Below are 18,861 nucleotides of genomic sequence, written 5' to 3' on the forward strand. Positions count from 1 at the left end.
AGGAGAGCCTTTATTCTTAGCGGTTTACCGCATAGAGATAAAGGACAACGGACCATTAAGTAGAAGGAGTGCTGCAAAAATGAAGGTAAGAAAAATTGGTATTATTGGTGCAGGTCATGTCGGATCTCACGTTGGGTTTGCTCTGGCGACTCAGGGTGAAGTGGATGAATTAGTCTTGATTGATTGCGACCAAGAAAAAGCGCGGGCTCAGGCGTTGGATATTGAGGATGCTGTTAGCTATTTGCCTCATCATGTGAAGGCCTCTGCTGGTGAGTATCAAGAGTTGGTAGATGCTGATTGTGTGGTTATTTGTGTCGGACCACCCTCAGGGCCAAGTGAGGACCGCTTAGATGAATTAGAAGAGCTCGTCGGCGTATTAGATGATGTCTTACCTAAGTTGCAAGAGAGTGGCTTTAAAGGCTTTATTATTAATATATCCAATCCAGCGGATGTTATTACGACCTACATTCAAGAATACTTGGATTATCCCCAAGAACGCATTTTTAGTACGGGCTGTGTTCTGGACTCTGCACGCTTGCAGAGTCAATTAGCTAACATGTTGAAAATAAACCGTCAGTCGCTTAATGCATTTTGTTTAGGAGAACATGGTTTTTCAGCCATGATACCATGGTCTCATGTAACTATTAGTGGTCAACCTTTAGTGTCTTATTTAGCGGCTCAAGACCTCGGACCGCTCAATTATGAACAGTTGCTGCAAGAAACCAAGGACGGAGGTTACCAGGTCTTGTTGGGCAAGGGGGCGACAGAGTTTGGCATTGCTACCGCTTTAGTTGAAGTGATTAAAAGTTTGTTTCATGATGAGCGGAAAATACTACCTGTTTCAGTTTATTTGGATGGTCAGTATGGGCAGGAAGGGATTTTTGCTTCAGTGCCAGCTATTATTGGTAAAAGAGGTGTGGAAGGATTGCTTGAATGGCAATTATCAGAAGGTGAACAAGCTGATTTTGAACGATCATGTGCGATAATTCGGACAAATTTTGCAAAAATTCACACATTTTAAGTCAAATACGAGAAAAAAGTTGCTAGAATCATACTTTGGTTGAGTTTTCAGAAAAAACATGATATAATATTCAAAGATTGATACCTGATGAGAGAGTGAGCGCACAACGCTCACTCTTTTTGATGGAGAAACAGATTCCCGTGAAGGAGGCGAATGGATTGAGTAGTGTAGTGGAAACTGTTACGAAGGTTGTCACGCCAATCTTAGAAGAGCAAAACTTAGAGTTAGTAGATCTAGAATTCGTGAAGGAAGGTAAAAACTGGTTTCTACGTGTCTTTATTGACAAACCGAATGGCATTGATATCGAAGAATGTGCGTTAGTTAGTGAAAAGTTAAGTGATGCGATGGATGAGCTGAATCCTGATCCGATCCCACAAGCTTACTTCTTAGAAGTCTCTTCTCCTGGAGCTGAACGGCCATTAAAGAAAGAAGAAGATTATGAAAACGCCCTTGGCGAATACATTCATATCTCTTTATATTCAATGGTTGAAAAGGAAAAACAATTCAACGGTACGCTGAAAGAATTAACAGCCGACGAATTGACCTTAACAGTTAAAATTAAAACAAGAGTAAAAGATATTACATTCGAACGGAAAAATATTGCCAAGGCAAGATTAGCAATTCAGTTCTAGATAAAGACAAACGGAGGCATAGTAAAAATGAGTAAAGAAATGTTGAATGCCCTAGAAGCATTGGAAGTAGAAAAAGGCATTTCGAAAGAAATCGTCATCGACGCCTTGGAAGCAGCTTTAGTCTCTGCTTATAAACGTCACTACGGACAAGCTCAAAACGTGGAAGTAGATTTTGATCACAAAAAAGGCAATATTCATGTTTACGCGGTTAAAGAAGTGACAGAGGAAGTCATGGACTCCCAATTAGAGGTTAGTCTGAAAGAGGCTTTACAACTGAATGGGGCATATGAATTAGGGGATAAAATTCGCTTTGAGGTAACTCCTAAAGATTTTGGACGGATTGCCGCTCAAACAGCTAAGCAAGTTATCTTGCAACGTGTACGTGAGGCTGAGAGAACAATCATTTATAACGAATTCAGTGCTTATGAAAATGACATCATGCAAGGCATTGTCGAGCGTCAAGATAATCGTTATATTTATGTCAACCTTGGGAAAATCGAAGCGGTTCTCTCTCGTCAAGATCAAATTCCTAATGAAGTTTACCAACCTCATGATCGAATTAAAGTTTATGTATCGAAAGTCGAAAATACTTCGAAGGGTCCACAAGTTTTCGTTAGTCGTAGCCATCCTGATTTACTAAAACGATTATTTGAACAAGAGATTCCAGAGGTTTACGATGGGATTGTTGAGATTGTCAGCATTGCTCGTGAAGCAGGCGACCGTGCAAAAGTAGCAGTCCGCTCTCGTGATGAGAACGTTGACCCAGTCGGTACTTGTGTCGGCCCCCGAGGTCAACGTGTGCAAGCAATTGTTAACGAATTAAAAGGGGAAAATATGGATATTGTGGAATGGAGTGAAGATCCAGCGATCTTTATCGCCAATGCCTTAAATCCAGCTCAAGTCGTTGATGTCTTTTTTGTTGAAAATGAAAAATCATGTACGGTTGTGGTACCTGATTATCAATTATCACTGGCGATTGGAAAACGGGGGCAAAATGCCCGTTTAGCTGCAAAATTAACAAATTATAAAATTGATATTAAGTCTGAATCAGATATGGAAGCGATTCGTAGCCAAATGCCTGAAGAAGACTTGGTGTCTGATGAATTGGTTGACGATGTGATGACTGACGAGTATCTCGCTGACGATTACGTTGTTGATCAGTACAATGAAGAATTGGTTTTAGATGGTGATAATATTACGGAAGCAATCGAAGAAGAACAAGAGTATGAAGAAGAGGTTGATACTGACCTTTATGAATCTGCTGATCAGGTTGCGGAAGATATTACCAACGAAGACGACTAAATCCTAGGAGGCAATAGAGATGAAACAGCGAAAAATTCCTTTAAGAAAATGTGTGGTTTCAGGTGAGATGAAACCTAAAAAAGAAATGATCCGTGTTGTTCGCTCGAAAGAAGGCGAGGTGGCCATTGATCCGTCAGGTAAGATGCCAGGTCGTGGAGCGTATGTTTCTATTGAGCCAGCAGTGGTGCAAAAAGCTTGGGATAAACAAACCTTGAATCGAGTCTTGGACGCTAGCTTGACGGATCAGTTTTACCAAGAGCTTTTGGACTATGTGACACATCAAAAAGCCAGACAGGAATTGCTTGGTAAATGATGAATCGACAGAAGGCGCTCAACTTATTAGGTATGGCAATGCGTGCGGGGAAACTCATTTCTGGTGAAGAACTGACCATTGCCGACATTCGCGCTCAGAAAGTTAACCTTGTCTTTGTGGCAACGGATGCTAGCGAAAATACCATAAAAAAGATTCAAGATAAAAGTTCCTATTATCATGTTCCCTGTTTGACTGAGTTTAGTCAGGCGGAACTTAGCCATGCGATTGGCCGAAGCCGGATGATTATTGGGGTTCGTGATAAGGGATTTGCGAAGAAATTGCAAGAATTATTATCAAGTTAGGAAGGTGATTGCATGGGTAACAAAAGAATTTATGAATTAGCCAAGGAAATCGATCAACCAAGCAAGGCGGTAATTGATCGGGCACATTCTCTTGGCATTGACGTAAAAAATCATATGGGCTCTATTAGTGCTGATCAAGAAACCAAATTACGTAGTGCATTCGGAGGTCAGCCAAAGACAAGCTCGCAGCCAGCGCAGTCCAACAAGCCAGCCCAAAATAAATATGTGGCATCAAAGCCTAGTCAAAATGGCAACCAGCGGCCACAAACTGTTGGAAATAAACCACAAACACAACAAAAAAATCTAGATAAAAGAAAAGGAAGTACGACATCGCAGCAATCAGGCGGTACTGAAAACCAAACTAAAAATATGACAAATAAACCTACAAATGGAAATACGCAAACAAACCAAAGTGGCGCAAGTCGTCCACAAAACACATCAAAACAACGCCCGCAGGGCCAAAGTAATCAAAGCCAAGGCAACCGTCCGCAAGGCCAAAGCCAGGGCAATCGTCCACAAGGTCAAAGCCAGGGCAATCGTCCACAAGGTCAAAGCCAAGGCAATCGTCCACAAGGTCAAAGCCAGGGCAACCGTCCGCAAGGTCAAGGCCAAGGCAACCGTCCGCAAGGCCAAAGCCAGGGCAATCGTCCGCAAGGCCAAAGCCAGGGCAATCGTCCGCAAGGTCAAAGCCAAGGCAATCGTCCACAAGGTCAGAGCCAAGGCAATCGTCCGCAAGGTCAAAGTCAAGGCAATCGTCCGCAAGGTCAAAGCCAGGGCAACCGTCCGCAAGGGCAAAGCCAGGGCAATCGTCCACAAGGCCAAAGCCAAGGGTCTACTACAGCCGCTAATCGCGGTGGTACAAGCCAAGGAGGCAATCAAAACCGCAGCAACAGTAATTACCGTGGTAACCAACAGGGTGGCTACAACAATCAAAATAGAAACAGGTTTAACAAACGTGGTAAGAAGGGCAAACGATACCCAGAGTCAACTAAACCTGCGGTGCCACCACGTAAGTTTAAGGAGCTACCAGAAGTCTTAGTTTATTCTGAAGGCATGAACGTAGCTGAAATTTCTAAAAAAATCTTCCGTGAGCCAGCGGAAATTATTAAAAAACTCTTTATGATGGGTGTGATGGTTAACCAAAACCAAGCCCTTGATAAAGATACGATTGAACTTTTAGCAGCTGATTATGGCATTGGTGCTGAAGAGAAAATTCAAGTGGACGTTGCTGATATCGATAAATTCTTTGAAGAAGAAGCCATCGTAGAAGAAAACTTGGTCACTCGTCCGCCAGTTGTTACGATCATGGGACACGTTGACCATGGTAAAACAACCTTATTGGATACATTGAGAAATACCAAAGTCTCTTTAGGTGAAGCTGGTGGGATTACCCAGCATATTGGGGCGTATCAAATTGAAGTGAATGACAAAACGATTACTTTCCTCGATACTCCAGGACATGCGGCCTTTACGAGCATGCGTGCTCGTGGCGCCAGTATTACTGATGTGACAATTTTAGTTGTGGCAGCGGATGATGGGGTGATGCCGCAAACGATTGAAGCGATCAACCATGCGAAAGCGGCTGATGTGCCAATTATTGTGGCGGTTAATAAAATCGATAAACCAGGTGCAAATCCAGATCATGTGATGCAACAATTGAGTGAACAAGGACTAATTCCAGAGGACTGGGGTGGTGACACGATCTTTGTGCCTATCTCAGCCAAGTTTGGACAGAACATTGATGATTTACTAGAAATGATCATCTTAGTTTCTGAAGTTCAAGAGTTAAAAGCAGATCCAACTCAAAATGCTATCGGTAGCGTGATTGAAGCTCGTCTAGATAAAGGAAAAGGACCTGTGGCAACCCTGCTTGTCCAACAAGGAACCCTTCGTGTTGGCGATCCAATTGTTGTTGGGAATACCTTTGGGCGTGTTCGTGTGATGACCAATGACATCGGTCGTCGCGATAAAGAAGCTGGTCCAGCAACTCCAGTTGAGATTACTGGATTAAATGATGTGCCACAAGCTGGTGATCGTTTTGTTGTCTTGGAAGATGAGAAAACAGCTCGTGCTGCAGGTGAAGAGCGTGCAAAACGCGCCTTGTTAGAGCATCGTGCTCTCGGTAGCCGTGTCACATTGGATAACTTATTCGAGAGCTTGAAAGAAGGCGAATTGAAAGAAGTTAATGTGATCATTAAAGCCGATGTACAAGGGTCTGCCGAAGCTTTGGCGGCCAGTTTACAGAAAATTGAAGTTGAAGGTGTTCGAGTTAAAATCGTTCACTCTGCAGTTGGTGCAATCAACGAAAGTGATATCACTTTGGCCGCAGCAAGTAACGCGATTGTGATTGGCTTTAACGTTCGTCCAACAGTTCAAGCAAAACAACAAGCAGATGCCGAAGAAGTAGATATCCGTCTACACCGTATTATTTATAATGCCATTGATGAGATTGAGACTGCGATGAAGGGGATGTTAGATCCTGAATTCGAAGAAAAAATCACAGGTCAAATGATGATTCGTGAAACATATACGGTTTCTAAAGTCGGTACCATTGCTGGTTGTTATGTTACTGAAGGTTCTATTAAACGAGATAGCGGCATTCGTCTGATTCGTGATAATATCGTCATTCACGAAGGCAAGCTTTCAAGCTTGAAACGCTTTAAAGATGACGCTAAAGAAGTTAAAATGGGATTTGAATGTGGTGCTACCATTGAAAATTATAATGACATTAAAGTGGACGATGTGATTGAAGGCTTTGAAATGGTTGAAATCAAACGAAAATAAGTTTTGAGGCAACAGTTTGAGCAAAAGCTCGAACTGTTGCTGGCTATCAATAGAAAGTGAGGAAATATCATGGCAAAATTTCGTGACCGCCGTGTGGCACAAGAAGTTCAGCGTGAAGTGAATGATATTCTCCAAAAACGCGTTCGTGATCCTCGTGTTCAAGACATTACTATCACAGATGTTCGTGTGACAGGTGATTTGCAGCAAGCAACGATTTATTATAGTACCTTGTCTGAAAACGCCTCTGATGTTGCGAAGGCGCAAGCTGGATTGGAGAAAGCAACTGGATTGATTCGTAGTGAATTAGGCCAGAGACTTCAAATTTATAAAACACCAGAATTAATCTTTGAACGTGACGCCTCTGTTGCTTATGGCAGTCATATTGATGAATTGATTCGTAATTTGAATAAAAAAGATTAAGCATTAGAGGAAATGACCAATGGTTGTTTCCTCTTTTTGCGCTGTGATATAATAAGTGGAGAATGGAGGGGCAGTGATGTTTAATGGTCAAGATTTTAGTGAGTTATCTGAAGTTGAGATGGCGATTTATCATTTCATTTTAGCCAATGACGATAAAATTGCATTTATGCGCGTTCGCGATATTGCTGAAGGGTCTCATACATCGCCGACTTCTGTCATGCGCTTTATCCGAAAGAGTGGCTACGATTCTTTTCCTGAGTTTAAGTTGGCGATTAAGCAAATGGTAACAAAACAACCCTACGGCGAAAGTGCTTTAGATGACTATTTTGATATTTTAAATCGAAAAAATTTTAAAAATGATTTAGAACTTAAAATTGATTTGTGTGCGGACCTCATCATGGAAGCTGGTACTAGTATTTTTATGGGGATCGGTGCTTCTGGTGCAATCGGCAGTTATGCCAGTCGCAAAATTGCTAATCTGGGGTTTAATTCTTTTTCGTTAACCGATCGGACTTATCCTTTTAAGACTCGTCTTAGCTCAGATAAGCAAAATGTCATGTTTATTTTAAGTGTTTCAGGAAATACCGTGGAGATGTTAGATGTGATCCATCAGATGAGACCTGATGATCGTACAAAAGTAGTGGTGATCACCAGCGATTCAACTAGTCCCTTAGCTTGCAAGGCGGATCATTACGTGGATTATGTGAGTCACAGTGATCGATCGCATGTGTATCATGATCTATCCAGCCAAATCCCTTGTGTGTTTATTTTGGAGTTGATTATTAATCGTATTAGAGCGAAACAAGCTTGATGGTACATAGTGTACCGTCAAGGTGCTTGTTTCTTTTTTATGGCATACGGACCATTTTCATTAACAGATGCATATTTTGTCTTGGATATCGTTATACTAAGGTAGTGATAACTGATAGATGAAAAAGACTAAAATGTGCAAGGAGATTAGAGATGGATAAGTTTAATGCTTTTATGGAAAGAACGTTGGTGCCGGTCGCAACAAAACTGAATAATCAACGACATGTGGCGGCAATTCGGGATGCTTTTATGTTTATTTTCCCTTTGACCATGGCATCGTCAATCGTGATATTATTGAATAATTTAATTTTTTCGAAAGAAGGATTTTTAGCTAAAATTCTTTTTTTACCAAAGTTTTTCCCTAACTTAGAATCGGCTCAAAAAGTCTTGGCTTCAGCTGCTAATGGAACGATTAACATTATGTCGATTTTTATTGCTTTTTTAGTGGCAAGTTTACTAGCAAAACATTTTAAAGCGGATGATATGTTAGCGGGATTGACGAGTATTGCCTGTTTTGTCATATTGTATCCGGCACCATTTGGTTTGAAAAACGGACCGAACGTCATGGAAACCACCTATCTAGGTGCCCAAGGGCTATTTGTTGCCATGTTAGTTGGGTGTTTAATCGGTGAATTTTTACCTAAGCTCTTTAAGAATGAGCGCTTAAAAATCAACATGCCAGAAATGGTACCGCCGGCGGTTTCGCGTTCATTTTCAGGTTTGATTCCGATTGTGATCATGATTATGTTGGCGTCGATCCTCAGCTATGCTATCTCCTTATTTGCCCCTAATGGGATTAATGAGGTGATCTACAATACCATTCAAACCCCATTACGAAATATCGGCGGTAATTTATTTGGAGTTCTAATGATTGCCTTTACGCAAAATTTATTGTGGGCGATCGGTATTCACGGACCAAATACACTAAACGCTGTTCGTGCTGCGATTTTTACAGAGCCTGACATGGCGAATTTGGCTCATATAAATGATACTGGAAGTCTGAGTGATATTCCTTATCCAGAGACTTGGGGAATGCTAAATGACGCTTTTGCTAATATGGGTGGAAGTGGTATGACTTTGGGGTTAATCATCGCCATTTTTATTGCTTCACGGCGACCGGAATATAAAGAAATCGCTAAAATGTCCTTTATTCCTGGCTTGTTCAATATTAACGAACCGTTAATTTTTGGCTTACCTATTGTCTTAAATCCGATATTAGTGGTGCCCTTTGTGCTTACGCCAATGGTTAATATAATGGTTGGTTACTTTGCGACGATCGTTCTCAAGATTATTCCTTCGCCAGCGATCGGTGTGCCTTGGACAACACCAGGACCTTTGATTCCTTTCCTTGGAACAGGCGGTAATTTCTTAGCGTTAATCATCGGTTTTGTCTGTTTAGGAATTTCTATTTTGATCTACTTACCATTTGTTATAGCGGCAAATAAAGCGGCTGAAAAAGAGCGACAAGCACAATAAAAGAAAGAAGGTAAAAATATGTTTAAATCCGATTTTTTATGGGGGGGCGCTGTTGCTGCTCACCAGATTGAAGGGGGCTGGGATCAAGGAGGCAAGGGAGTTAGTATTGCCGACGTAATGACTGCTGGCGCCAATGGTGTTGCCAGAGAGATTACTGCCGGAGTTATTCCGGGTAAAAATTACCCGAATCACGAAGCAATCGATTTTTATCATCGTTACCCAGAGGATATTGCCCTGTTAGCTGAGATGGGATTAAAGGCTTTTAGGACGTCGATTGCTTGGAGTCGTATTTTTCCAAAAGGCGATGAAAAGGAACCAAATGAAGCTGGTTTGCAGTTTTACGATGATTTATTTGATGAATTGTTGAAACATGGCATTGAGCCGATTATTACCTTATCTCATTTTGAAATGCCTTATCATCTTCACGAGGCATATGGTGGTTTTAAAAATAAAAAACTGATTGATTTTTTTGTGAACTTTGCTGAAGTTGTCATGACGCGTTATCAAAAAAAGGTGACGTATTGGATGACCTTTAATGAGATCAATAATCAAGCGGGCGGCCATGAGGCATTACACAATTGGACGAATTCAGGGGTTATCGTTGCCGAAGGTGAAAATGCCGAAGAAATTATTTATCAAGCCTCCCTGTATGAATTAATTGCAAGCGCCAAAGTAGTTGCCTTAGGTCATCAAATTAACAGTAACCTTCAAATCGGATGTATGATGGCGTATGTTCCGGTTTATCCTTACTCTTGCAATCCAGTAGATATGATGGCTTCTGTTAAAGGAATGAACTTACGCTTTTTCTACAATGATGTTCATGCACGAGGTGAAATTCCTGCTTATACTTTGAACGAGTGGCAACGCAAGGGTTATGAGATCGAATACACAGCGGAAGATCTGGCAGCGTTAAAAGCTGGAACGGTAGATTTTATCGGGTTTAGTTACTACATGTCTGGAACTGTTACGGCGAATCCGGAAGTTGAGGGACATCTAATTGGTGATGGGCTTAAGATTACTCAAAATGAGTATATCAAAGCAAGTGATTGGGGCTGGCCAATTGATCCAGTTGGCTTGCGCTACGTTTTAAATGTATTGGAACAACGCTATAATCTGCCAATGATGATTGTTGAAAATGGTTTTGGTGCTTATGACACTCTGGAAGAAGATGGCAGTATCAACGATGATTACCGAATTAATTATTTAACAGAACACATTAAGCAAATGGCCCTGGCAATTAATGAGGATGGTGTGAATTTAATTGGTTATACCCCGTGGGGAATTATCGATATTGTTAGTTTTGGGACCGGTGAAATGGAAAAACGGTACGGCTTTATCTATGTGGATAAAGACAATCAAGGCAAGGGGACCTTGGCTAGAAGCAAAAAGAAATCATTTGCTTGGTATCAAGAAGTGATCGCGACCAATGGTGGCAGTTTATCTAATAAATAATCAAGTAAAAGAGATTAGGGAAACCTAGTCTTTTTTCTTTTCAATTGAGTCCAGTCAGTTAGGTTAAGTGAAGAAAATGAGCAGTCAAGTTTATGATAGAACTTTTTGAGTCAATAAACAGAAAAGATGGCAGTAATATGCTATAATGTACAAGTTATCTTATGAATGAGAGGTAAGAGGATGGACGGTATTTTACCATTGTGGAAAGAACGTGGAATGACCAGTCATGACTGTGTCTTTAAGTTGCGTAAAATTTTACATACAAAAAAAGTAGGCCATGGGGGGACATTAGATCCTGATGTTGATGGCGTATTGCCGATTTGTATTGGCAAAGGCACTAAAATAATTGAATATTTACAAGATAGTGGCAAGACTTATGTCGGTGAGATTACCTTAGGTTTTTCTACGACGACAGAAGATGCCAGCGGTGAAATAGTGGCTCAATCAGTTGTTGAAACAGCACCGACACTGGCAGAAATCGATGAAATAATGGAACAAATGGTTGGGACGATCACTCAGGTTCCGCCGATGTATTCAGCGGTTAAAGTGAATGGCAAGCGTCTTTATGAATATGCTCGGGAAGGACTGGCAGTCGAGCGACCTAAGCGACAGGCGGAGATTCACTATTTTAAACGAACATCTGAACCGGTGGTCAAACAAGCTGGCACTTTATCGTGGACTTTTGAAGTGGGCTGTGGCAAAGGGACTTATGTTAGAACACTGGCAGTCGATACTGGCGCTAAACTAGGGTATCAGGCGCATATGTCGGATTTAACGCGAACTGGCAGTGCTGGGTTTACAGCGAATGAATGCGTCACGTTGCAAGAGGTAGCGGAATTAATGGAAAAAGCTGACCATTCTTTTCTGTTGCCAATTGAACGATCAGTCACCATGTTCGAACGTTTGGACATCAGTGATCAACAGTATCAAATTGTTCGCAATGGCGGTTTTTTAGCTTTAGATGAATTAGAGGTAACAGATGAATCAGGCATGATTGCTTTATTTTATCAAGAGCGTCTGATCAGTATTTATGCCCAACACCCAACGAAACAAGCATTTTTAAAACCAGTCAAAGTGTTACGAAACGACTAGAGAAAAGGAAGTTTACCAATGAAAGTAATTGAAATTCATCATCCTTATAAATTAGAGCAAATTCCTCAAGAAGACGTGGTATTAGTCTTAGGTTTTTTTGATGGTGTCCATTGTGGCCATCAGGAAGTTATCCGTCGAGGGAAAGCTGAAGCTGAGAAAAGAGGCCTAAAATTAGCTGTGATGACCTTTAATCAACACCCTTCGATCGTCTTTCAAAAAATTCAACCTGAGACGATGAAATATCTGACCACGATTGAACAAAAAGAGCGGCGAATGGCTGACCTAGGCGTTGATTATTTGTACATTGTTGAGTTTACATCGGCATTTGCTAGTTTAGCTCCGCAAGAGTTTGTTGATCAGTACATTGTGGGGCTTCACGGGAAAGTAGCGGTAGCGGGATTTGACTATACCTATGGTCCAAGGGAAATCGCGACAATGGCGAATTTGCCCAAGTATACTCGCAATCGTGTGGAGATTATAACGGTGCCGAAACAAATGACGAACGATAAGAAAATCAGTTCCAGTGAGATTCGTGAATTAATGGCAGCCGGTGCGATGGAAGAAGTCGCCAGTTATTTAGGCTACGTTTATGAAATTGAAGGAACCGTGGTTCATGGTGACGCTCGCGGACGAACTTTAGGTTTTCCAACGGCTAATATTAAAGTGCCATCTAGCGTCCGTCTGCCTCGCAAAGGAGTTTATGCGGTTAAAATTAAAGTTGCGAAAACTTGGTATTTAGGAATGGCTCAAATCGGCCGTAACATTACCTTCGAACCAGGTCGAGATGTAACAGTGGAAGTGAATATCTTAGCGTTCAATCAAGATATTTATGGCGAGCAAGTTGCGGTCGAATGGCATCATTACTTGAGAGATGAAGTTAAGTTTACAGGTGTTGAAGGCTTAATTGCTCAACTTAAGCAAGATCAGCAAGATACTTTAGACTATTTTAAGGAAAAGTCAGACGATTAATAACAGAACAATCCAAGGACCCTTTCTAACTGAGGGTCCTTGGATTTTTATCACAAATGGTGATTTCAGTCACTGGCTATTTCAGAGAGAGTATGGTAAGTTTTAGGTGGTTTTTGACATTGGTAATTTGCTGACTTTAGGGGAAATAGAAGGTGGTGTAAGATGAAGTTAGATCAAGAAGAGGTCTTAGGAGAGCTCTATAACTTACTATTAAATAAAGGTACCAGAGAGTGGGAACGGGGACAGTTAAACACAACCAAAGAGGCTGTTGAGAGTGGTGGGAAGCTCAAGGAGCAACTCGCCATTCTAGAGGCTCAATTACGGCCTTTAGCTAGTAGAAATAATTTAACACCGGATGTAGCGGATTTTTATTTAAAAATTAAGGACGAACCAGAAGGCCACATTGCCTTTGATTTCGAGAAACACCTCCTAAGTGACCTGAAAAATCAAGAACGAGCTATTTTTGCTGGCGGTTGTTTTTGGTGTATGGTGGAGCCTTTTGAAAAACGGCCAGGGATTATTTCCGTATTATCAGGTTATACTGGCGGAGAGCTAGCTTCGCCCACTTATGACCAAGTCAGTGGCGGTTATACAAACCATGTTGAAGCAGTCGAAATAATTTTCGACACTCGTTTAGTAAGTTACGCTCAATTGTTGGCACTATACTGGCAGCTGATTGATCCAACAGACGCGTTTGGTCAATTTCAAGATAGAGGAAGTCAATATCGTTCCATTATTTTTGTTCAAAATGAGAGTCAAAAGCAGGTGGCAGAACAAGCCAAAGCGCAAGTCATCGCTTCTGGTAAGTACACTCGGCCTATTGTTACGGAGATTCGTTTAGCCAGTCCATTTTGGCCAGCTGAAAATTACCATCAGCAATTTTATCAGAAACAGCCGAAGAGATATCGCCGCATTAAGCGAGCGCGTCAACAATTGGTGAGGTTTCAAAGCTTGAAAGATAAAGTGCCATTAAGAAAACCCAAGCCTAAAAAGTAAGTTAGCTGATCTGAAAAAGTGACTCGAGTAGGAGATGATGGTGGACTATGTTAAAATAGTTAAGGCGATTCTGCGGTGTGAGTCAAGCGCTGCCGCTGATTGTTGTTTTTGAGACTGCTGTTAGAGAGCGTTGAAAAAGTGACTTTGATCTTTGAGATGGCAATTTAGTTATTGTAGATAATCAGACATCTGGTCGATCAGATGGTCTGCTTTGTATTTTGAAAGGAACGTAAGAAATGATAAATAAGAAAACGACCAGTACGGGTAAAATTGGTGCTTATATTCACATTCCCTTTTGTGAGCACATTTGCTTTTACTGCGATTTTAATAAAGTTTTTATTCAAGGTCAGCCTGTAGATGATTACATTCAAGGGTTGATTAAAGAAATTCGTTTAACAAAAGAACAGTACCCATCAGATGATACGCCGACGATTTACATTGGCGGGGGGACACCGACCTCTTTGTCAGCTAATCAGCTTGATGTGTTACTAGCAGGGATTCGTCAGGAGTTGCCATTTAATCCAGAAAATGAATTCACCGTTGAAGCCAATCCTGGTGATTTAACTCTCGATAAAATTAAGGTCCTTAAAAATCATGGCGTCAATCGTCTATCAATGGGGGTTCAGTCCTTTGATGATCGTTTGTTGAAGAAAATTGGTCGCAAGCATTCCGCTGAAGATGTCTTTGAGACCATGCGGTTAGTGGAACAAGGGGGCATGGATAATGTGAGCATTGATTTGATCTATGCTTTACCAGGCCAAAGTATGGAGAGCTTTCAAGACACCTTAGAAAAAGCTTTAGCCCTGGACCTACCACACTATTCAATGTATTCGCTAATTTTGGAAAATAAAACGATGTTCTATAATTGGGCTCGTCAAGGTCGCTTAAATTTACCGACAGAAGACACTGAAGGAGATATGTTTGATCTAGCAGCCTCTTTTATGGAGCGGGCCGGTCGAAAAAAATACGAAGTGAGTAATTTTGCTATTCCAGGTAAAGAAAGTCAACACAATTTAATTTACTGGAACAATGAACATTATTATGGCTTTGGGGCAGGTGCTAGTGGCTATTTGGGGGAATCTCGTTATCGCAATTATGGCCCAATTTTACATTATTTAACCCCCTTAAAGGAAGATCGTTTGCCGACGATTGAAATCGAAACTTTAAGTCTAGTCAATCAGATGGAGGAAGAGATGTTTCTTGGTTTGCGGAAAATCGAAGGTGTTTCTTATGAAAAATTTAATCAGAAATTTCAACGGGAATTGACAAGTGTTTATGGACCGGTGATTGACCGGTTGTTACAAGCTAACATGCTTGAGCAAGTGGATGGCTTTATTCGGTTAAGCGATAAGGGGTTAATTTTAGGGAACGAAGTCTTCCAAGAATTTTTAATTGAAAAAAAACAACCCGATTAATTATGAGGTTGCTGGAAAAGACCCCTCTTTCAGCAACCTTTTATTTTGGCTGATTTTACGAATCAGGCAGCTGTTTTAAAGTGAATTAGCACTCGAGCGAGTCGAGTGCTAAAAAATAATGGTTATTAGTTGACAAAAGGTTCGAGACTTGGTATATTATTAATTGTGATTAGCACTTAAGTTTATTGAGTGCTAAAAAATAAAGAGGTGATAAGGATGCTTAGTGAACGACAATTGAATATTTTGCGTTTGATCATCCAAGTCTATACCTCTAGTGGTGCACCAGTTGGATCTAAAACGTTGATGAACGCAGGGATTAATGCTAGCTCGGCAACTATTCGTAATGACATGAGTGCTCTTGAAGAACAAGGGTTAATTGAAAAAACCCATTCTTCATCAGGACGAGTACCTTCTATTAAGGGGTATCGTTATTACGTGGATAATCTATTACAGCCCGCTGAAGTTAGTCACACGGAGTTATCGACAATTAAACAGGCCTTTGGGCAAGAGTTTAACGCGATTAATGATATTATCAAACAATCAGCTGATATCTTGTCTGAACTAACGAGTTACACGGCATTTTCGCTTGGACCAGAAGTAAAGGAACGACGGTTAACGGGTTTTCGAATTGTGCCTTTAAATAGTCATCAATTAATTGCGATTATTGTGACGGATAAAGGAAATGTCGAAAGTAAAGTTTTCACTATTCCTAATGAGGTGTCCAGCGAAGATATCGAAAAGATGATTAAAATCATCAATGACAAGTTAGTAGGGGAACCACTGTTGACCGTTTACCATAAACTGAGAACAGAGATTCCGATCATCCTGCAAAAATATTTCCACACACCACAAGGTATTATGGGCCTCTTCGATTCCATATTAGGACATGCCTTCGAAGAGCGAGTTTACGTTAGCGGTCGCATGAATTTATTGGATTTCGACGGGCTGACAGACTTATCCCAATTTAAGTCTGTGTATTCGTTAATGGATAACACAGATAAACTTACTTCCTTAATTGCACCACCGGAAGATGAAATTGGCATTCGAATTGGCAACGAACTAAACAATGACCTCTTGGCAAACATGAGTTTGATCTCTGCTTCTTATGAAGTATCAGGCCATGGTAGAGGAACCATTGCCTTGCTCGGGCCGACGAATATGTCCTATGCAAAAATGTTTGGATTGATTGATGCGTTTCGGTATGAGCTAGCCAGTGAGTTGGCGGATTACTATCGCACATTGGATTCATCATCAACATTCTAAGGTTAGAAAGGAAGTCAGAGACGTGACAGAAAAAAATGAAGAATTAGAGCAAGATGTGACAGAAGAAATCGAAGAAGTTGATCAAGCAAAGATTGACGAGATTTTGAAAGGCGCAGTAGAATCGGATGAAACAGACAAAACGCAAGAGGAAATCTTACAAGATCAGTTAAATGAGATGGAAGATAAATTCTTGCGAGCTCAAGCTGAAATTGCGAATATGCGCAATAGGTTCCAAAAAGAACGAGAGGGCTCGGCGAAGTATCGTTCTCAAGATTTAGGAAAAGAATTATTGCCAGCCATCGATAATTTGGAACGTGCCTTAGCCATCGAAGTGGAAGATGAGCAAGGTAAGAGTTTGAAAAAAGGGATTGAAATGGTGATGGAAAGTGTTTTACATGCCATGAAATCAGCTGGAATTGAAGAAATTCCTGCTCTAGGCGAAACTTTTGATCCTAACTTACATCAGGCGGTGCAAACCATGCCAGTTGAAGAGGGACAAAAAGTGGATCAAATCGTTCAAGTCTTACAAAAAGGTTATATCTTGCAAGACCGTGTCTTGCGTCCAACGATGGTCATCGTTGCCCAGTAATACTTCGCTGACTCGGCTATGCCGCAGTCGCTAATAATAAAAAAATTAAAAGATGAATGGAGAAATTAACTATGAGTAAAATTATCGGAATTGACTTAGGAACAACAAACTCTGCAGTCGCAGTCTTAGAAGGCGGAGAAGCAAAAATCATCCCAAATCCAGAGGGAAATCGTACAACACCATCTGTTGTCTCATTTAAAAATGGTGAAATTCAAGTAGGTGAAGTAGCAAAACGTCAAGCAGTCACCAACCCACATACGATTGCATCAATCAAACGTCATATGGGCGAAGCTGGATTTACGGTTGAGGCAGAAGGTAAAACATACACACCTCAAGAAATTTCAGCAATGGTCTTACAATACATGAAAGGTTTTGCTGAAGATTATTTAGGCGAGCCTGTGACAAAAGCGGTTATCACCGTTCCAGCTTACTTTAACGATGCGCAACGTCAAGCGACAAAAGATGCTGGTAAAATAGCTGGTTTAGAAGTAGAACGAATTGTTAACGAGCCAACAGCTGCAGCACTTGCTTATGGTTTGGACAAAACAGATAAAGAAGAAAAAGTATTAGTCTTTGACCTTGGTGGTGGTACCTTTGACGTCTCAATCCTTGAATTAGGCGATGGTGTCTTTGATGTATTGTCAACTGCTGGAGATAACCACTTAGGTGGAGATGACTTTGATAACAAAATCATCGACCATTTAGTAGCTGAATTCAAAAAAGAGAACGGCATTGATTTATCTAAAGATAAAATGGCTGTTCAACGTTTGAAAGATGCCGCTGAAAAAGCGAAAAAAGATTTATCAGGTGTGACAAGCACTCAAATCAGCTTACCGTTTATTACCGCTGGTGACGCTGGACCCCTTCACTTAGAATTAAACTTAACTCGTGCTAAATTTGATGAATTAACTTCTGATTTAGTAGAACGTACGAAAGGTCCAGTTCGTCAAGCTCTTAAAGATGCTGGTTTATCTCAATCAGATATCGACGAAGTGATCTTAGTAGGTGGTTCAACACGTATTCCTGCAGTGGTTGAAGCGGTTCAAAGAGAAACAAACAAAGACGCTAATAAATCTGTTAACCCAGACGAAGTAGTAGCGATGGGTGCTGCCATTCAGGGTGGGGTTATTACTGGAGACGTTAAAGATGTTGTCTTACTAGATGTAACACCATTATCATTAGGGATTGAAACAATGGGATCAGTCTTTACAAAACTGATTGATCGTAATACAACAATTCCAACAAGTAAATCACAAGTCTTCTCAACGGCAGCAGACAATCAACCAGCTGTAGACATTCATGTCTTACAAGGTGAGCGTCCAATGGCCTCAGATAACAAAACACTAGGACGTTTCCAATTGTCTGATATTCCACCAGCACCTCGTGGTGTGCCTCAAATCGAAGTTACTTTCGATATTGATAAAAACGGGATCGTTAATGTTAGTGCCAAAGATTTAGGCACTCAAAAAGAACAAACGATCACTATCAAATCTTCTTCAGGTTTAACAGATGAAGAAATCGACAAAATGGTGAAAGATGCTGAAGCCAATGCTGAAGCAGATAAAGCCCGTAAAGAAGAAGTTGATTTACGTAATGATGTTGATGCCTTGTTGTTCTCAGTTGACAAAACATTGACTGATTTAGAAGGTAAAGTGGATGAAGAAGAAGTTAAAAAAGCAGAAGAAGTTCGTGATGAATTAAAAGCAGCCGTTGAAGCGAATGACTTAGACTTAATGAAAGAAAAACGTGACGCTCTTAACGAAATCGTTCAAGCGTTGACCGTTAAATTGTATGAACAAGCTGCAGCAGCTCAAGCGGCAGAAAACCCAGAAGAAGCGCAATCAGGTGCAGATGATGTGGTTGACGCCGACTTTGAAGAAGTTGAAGGCGACGACAAATAAAAGTCTGAACGTGGAAAGCCATTAGCAGTTTGCTTTTGGCTTTTCCTACTTCTACTTTAAATCCAGCAGTTTAGTTTGATAATTTGACAATTTGTTTCACGAAAAATGGTTTAGTATTTTGTTG

At 40.9% G+C, this 18,861-nt stretch carries 17 protein-coding genes; all 17 read left to right on the forward strand.

From position 1 onward, the window contains the following. Positions 1 to 79: 79 nt before the first annotated feature. Entirely contained in the window at positions 80 to 1,021 is a 942-nt protein-coding gene (locus tag I6N95_RS19940; RefSeq protein ID WP_209531109.1) for an L-lactate dehydrogenase, read from the forward strand. A 158-nt stretch (positions 1,022 to 1,179) separates the two neighbouring features. Next, positions 1,180 to 1,653, forward strand: a complete 474-nt coding sequence (gene rimP / locus I6N95_RS19945; RefSeq protein WP_209531110.1) for a ribosome maturation factor RimP — start codon at positions 1,180 to 1,182, stop codon at positions 1,651 to 1,653. Between the two features lie 27 nt (positions 1,654 to 1,680). Continuing rightward, positions 1,681 to 2,955, forward strand: a complete 1,275-nt coding sequence (gene nusA / locus I6N95_RS19950) for a transcription termination factor NusA (RefSeq protein ID WP_209531111.1) — start codon at positions 1,681 to 1,683, stop codon at positions 2,953 to 2,955. A 19-nt stretch (positions 2,956 to 2,974) separates the two neighbouring features. Then, entirely contained in the window at positions 2,975 to 3,268 is a 294-nt protein-coding gene (rnpM, locus tag I6N95_RS19955) for an RNase P modulator RnpM (protein WP_209531112.1), read from the forward strand. After that, a complete protein-coding gene (locus tag I6N95_RS19960; protein WP_209531113.1) occupies positions 3,265 to 3,570 on the forward strand; it encodes a YlxQ-related RNA-binding protein in 306 nt (101 codons plus the stop codon). Before rnpM ends, I6N95_RS19960 begins: the two co-directional genes overlap by 4 nt. A gap of 12 nt (positions 3,571 to 3,582) precedes the next feature. Beyond that, complete coding sequence (gene infB / locus I6N95_RS19965; protein ID WP_209531114.1) at positions 3,583 to 6,354, forward strand: translation initiation factor IF-2; 2,772 nt, start codon at positions 3,583 to 3,585, stop codon at positions 6,352 to 6,354. Positions 6,355 to 6,423: 69 nt separating this feature from the next. Then, positions 6,424 to 6,774 (forward strand): 30S ribosome-binding factor RbfA, encoded by a 351-nt coding sequence (gene rbfA, locus I6N95_RS19970; protein WP_209531115.1) that lies wholly within the window; start codon positions 6,424 to 6,426, stop codon positions 6,772 to 6,774. Positions 6,775 to 6,850: 76 nt separating this feature from the next. After that, entirely contained in the window at positions 6,851 to 7,585 is a 735-nt protein-coding gene (locus tag I6N95_RS19975) for a MurR/RpiR family transcriptional regulator (RefSeq protein WP_209531116.1), read from the forward strand. 152 nt (positions 7,586 to 7,737) lie between these two features. Next, positions 7,738 to 9,060 (forward strand): PTS sugar transporter subunit IIC, encoded by a 1,323-nt coding sequence (locus I6N95_RS19980; protein WP_209531117.1) that lies wholly within the window; start codon positions 7,738 to 7,740, stop codon positions 9,058 to 9,060. Between the two features lie 18 nt (positions 9,061 to 9,078). Then, the gene (locus I6N95_RS19985; protein WP_209531118.1) at positions 9,079 to 10,512 is read left to right on the forward strand and encodes a 6-phospho-beta-glucosidase; all 1,434 of its coding nucleotides are present in this window, start codon (positions 9,079 to 9,081) and stop codon (positions 10,510 to 10,512) included. 180 nt (positions 10,513 to 10,692) lie between these two features. Further along, a complete protein-coding gene (gene truB, locus I6N95_RS19990; RefSeq protein WP_209531119.1) occupies positions 10,693 to 11,604 on the forward strand; it encodes a tRNA pseudouridine(55) synthase TruB in 912 nt (303 codons plus the stop codon). An 18-nt stretch (positions 11,605 to 11,622) separates the two neighbouring features. Beyond that, positions 11,623 to 12,573: a riboflavin biosynthesis protein RibF gene (ribF, locus tag I6N95_RS19995; RefSeq protein ID WP_209531120.1), complete on the forward strand. Its 951-nt coding sequence runs from the start codon at positions 11,623 to 11,625 to the stop codon at positions 12,571 to 12,573. 162 nt (positions 12,574 to 12,735) lie between these two features. Further along, positions 12,736 to 13,569: a peptide-methionine (S)-S-oxide reductase MsrA gene (msrA, locus tag I6N95_RS20000; protein ID WP_209531121.1), complete on the forward strand. Its 834-nt coding sequence runs from the start codon at positions 12,736 to 12,738 to the stop codon at positions 13,567 to 13,569. Between the two features lie 236 nt (positions 13,570 to 13,805). Continuing rightward, a complete protein-coding gene (hemW, locus tag I6N95_RS20005; RefSeq protein WP_209531122.1) occupies positions 13,806 to 14,984 on the forward strand; it encodes a radical SAM family heme chaperone HemW in 1,179 nt (392 codons plus the stop codon). A gap of 216 nt (positions 14,985 to 15,200) precedes the next feature. Next, positions 15,201 to 16,247: a heat-inducible transcriptional repressor HrcA gene (gene hrcA / locus I6N95_RS20010; protein WP_209531123.1), complete on the forward strand. Its 1,047-nt coding sequence runs from the start codon at positions 15,201 to 15,203 to the stop codon at positions 16,245 to 16,247. Continuing rightward, positions 16,228 to 16,836, forward strand: coding sequence for a nucleotide exchange factor GrpE (gene grpE / locus I6N95_RS20015; RefSeq protein ID WP_347340584.1), 609 nt, complete (start codon positions 16,228 to 16,230; stop codon positions 16,834 to 16,836). The genes hrcA and grpE overlap by 20 nt, the downstream gene beginning before the upstream one ends. A gap of 71 nt (positions 16,837 to 16,907) precedes the next feature. Further along, complete coding sequence (gene dnaK, locus I6N95_RS20020; RefSeq protein WP_209531125.1) at positions 16,908 to 18,737, forward strand: molecular chaperone DnaK; 1,830 nt, start codon at positions 16,908 to 16,910, stop codon at positions 18,735 to 18,737. The last annotated feature ends 124 nt before the right edge of the window (positions 18,738 to 18,861 follow it).

The sequence above is a fragment of the Vagococcus allomyrinae genome (assembly GCF_017829975.1).
GTDB lineage: Bacteria > Bacillota > Bacilli > Lactobacillales > Vagococcaceae > Vagococcus_D > Vagococcus_D allomyrinae.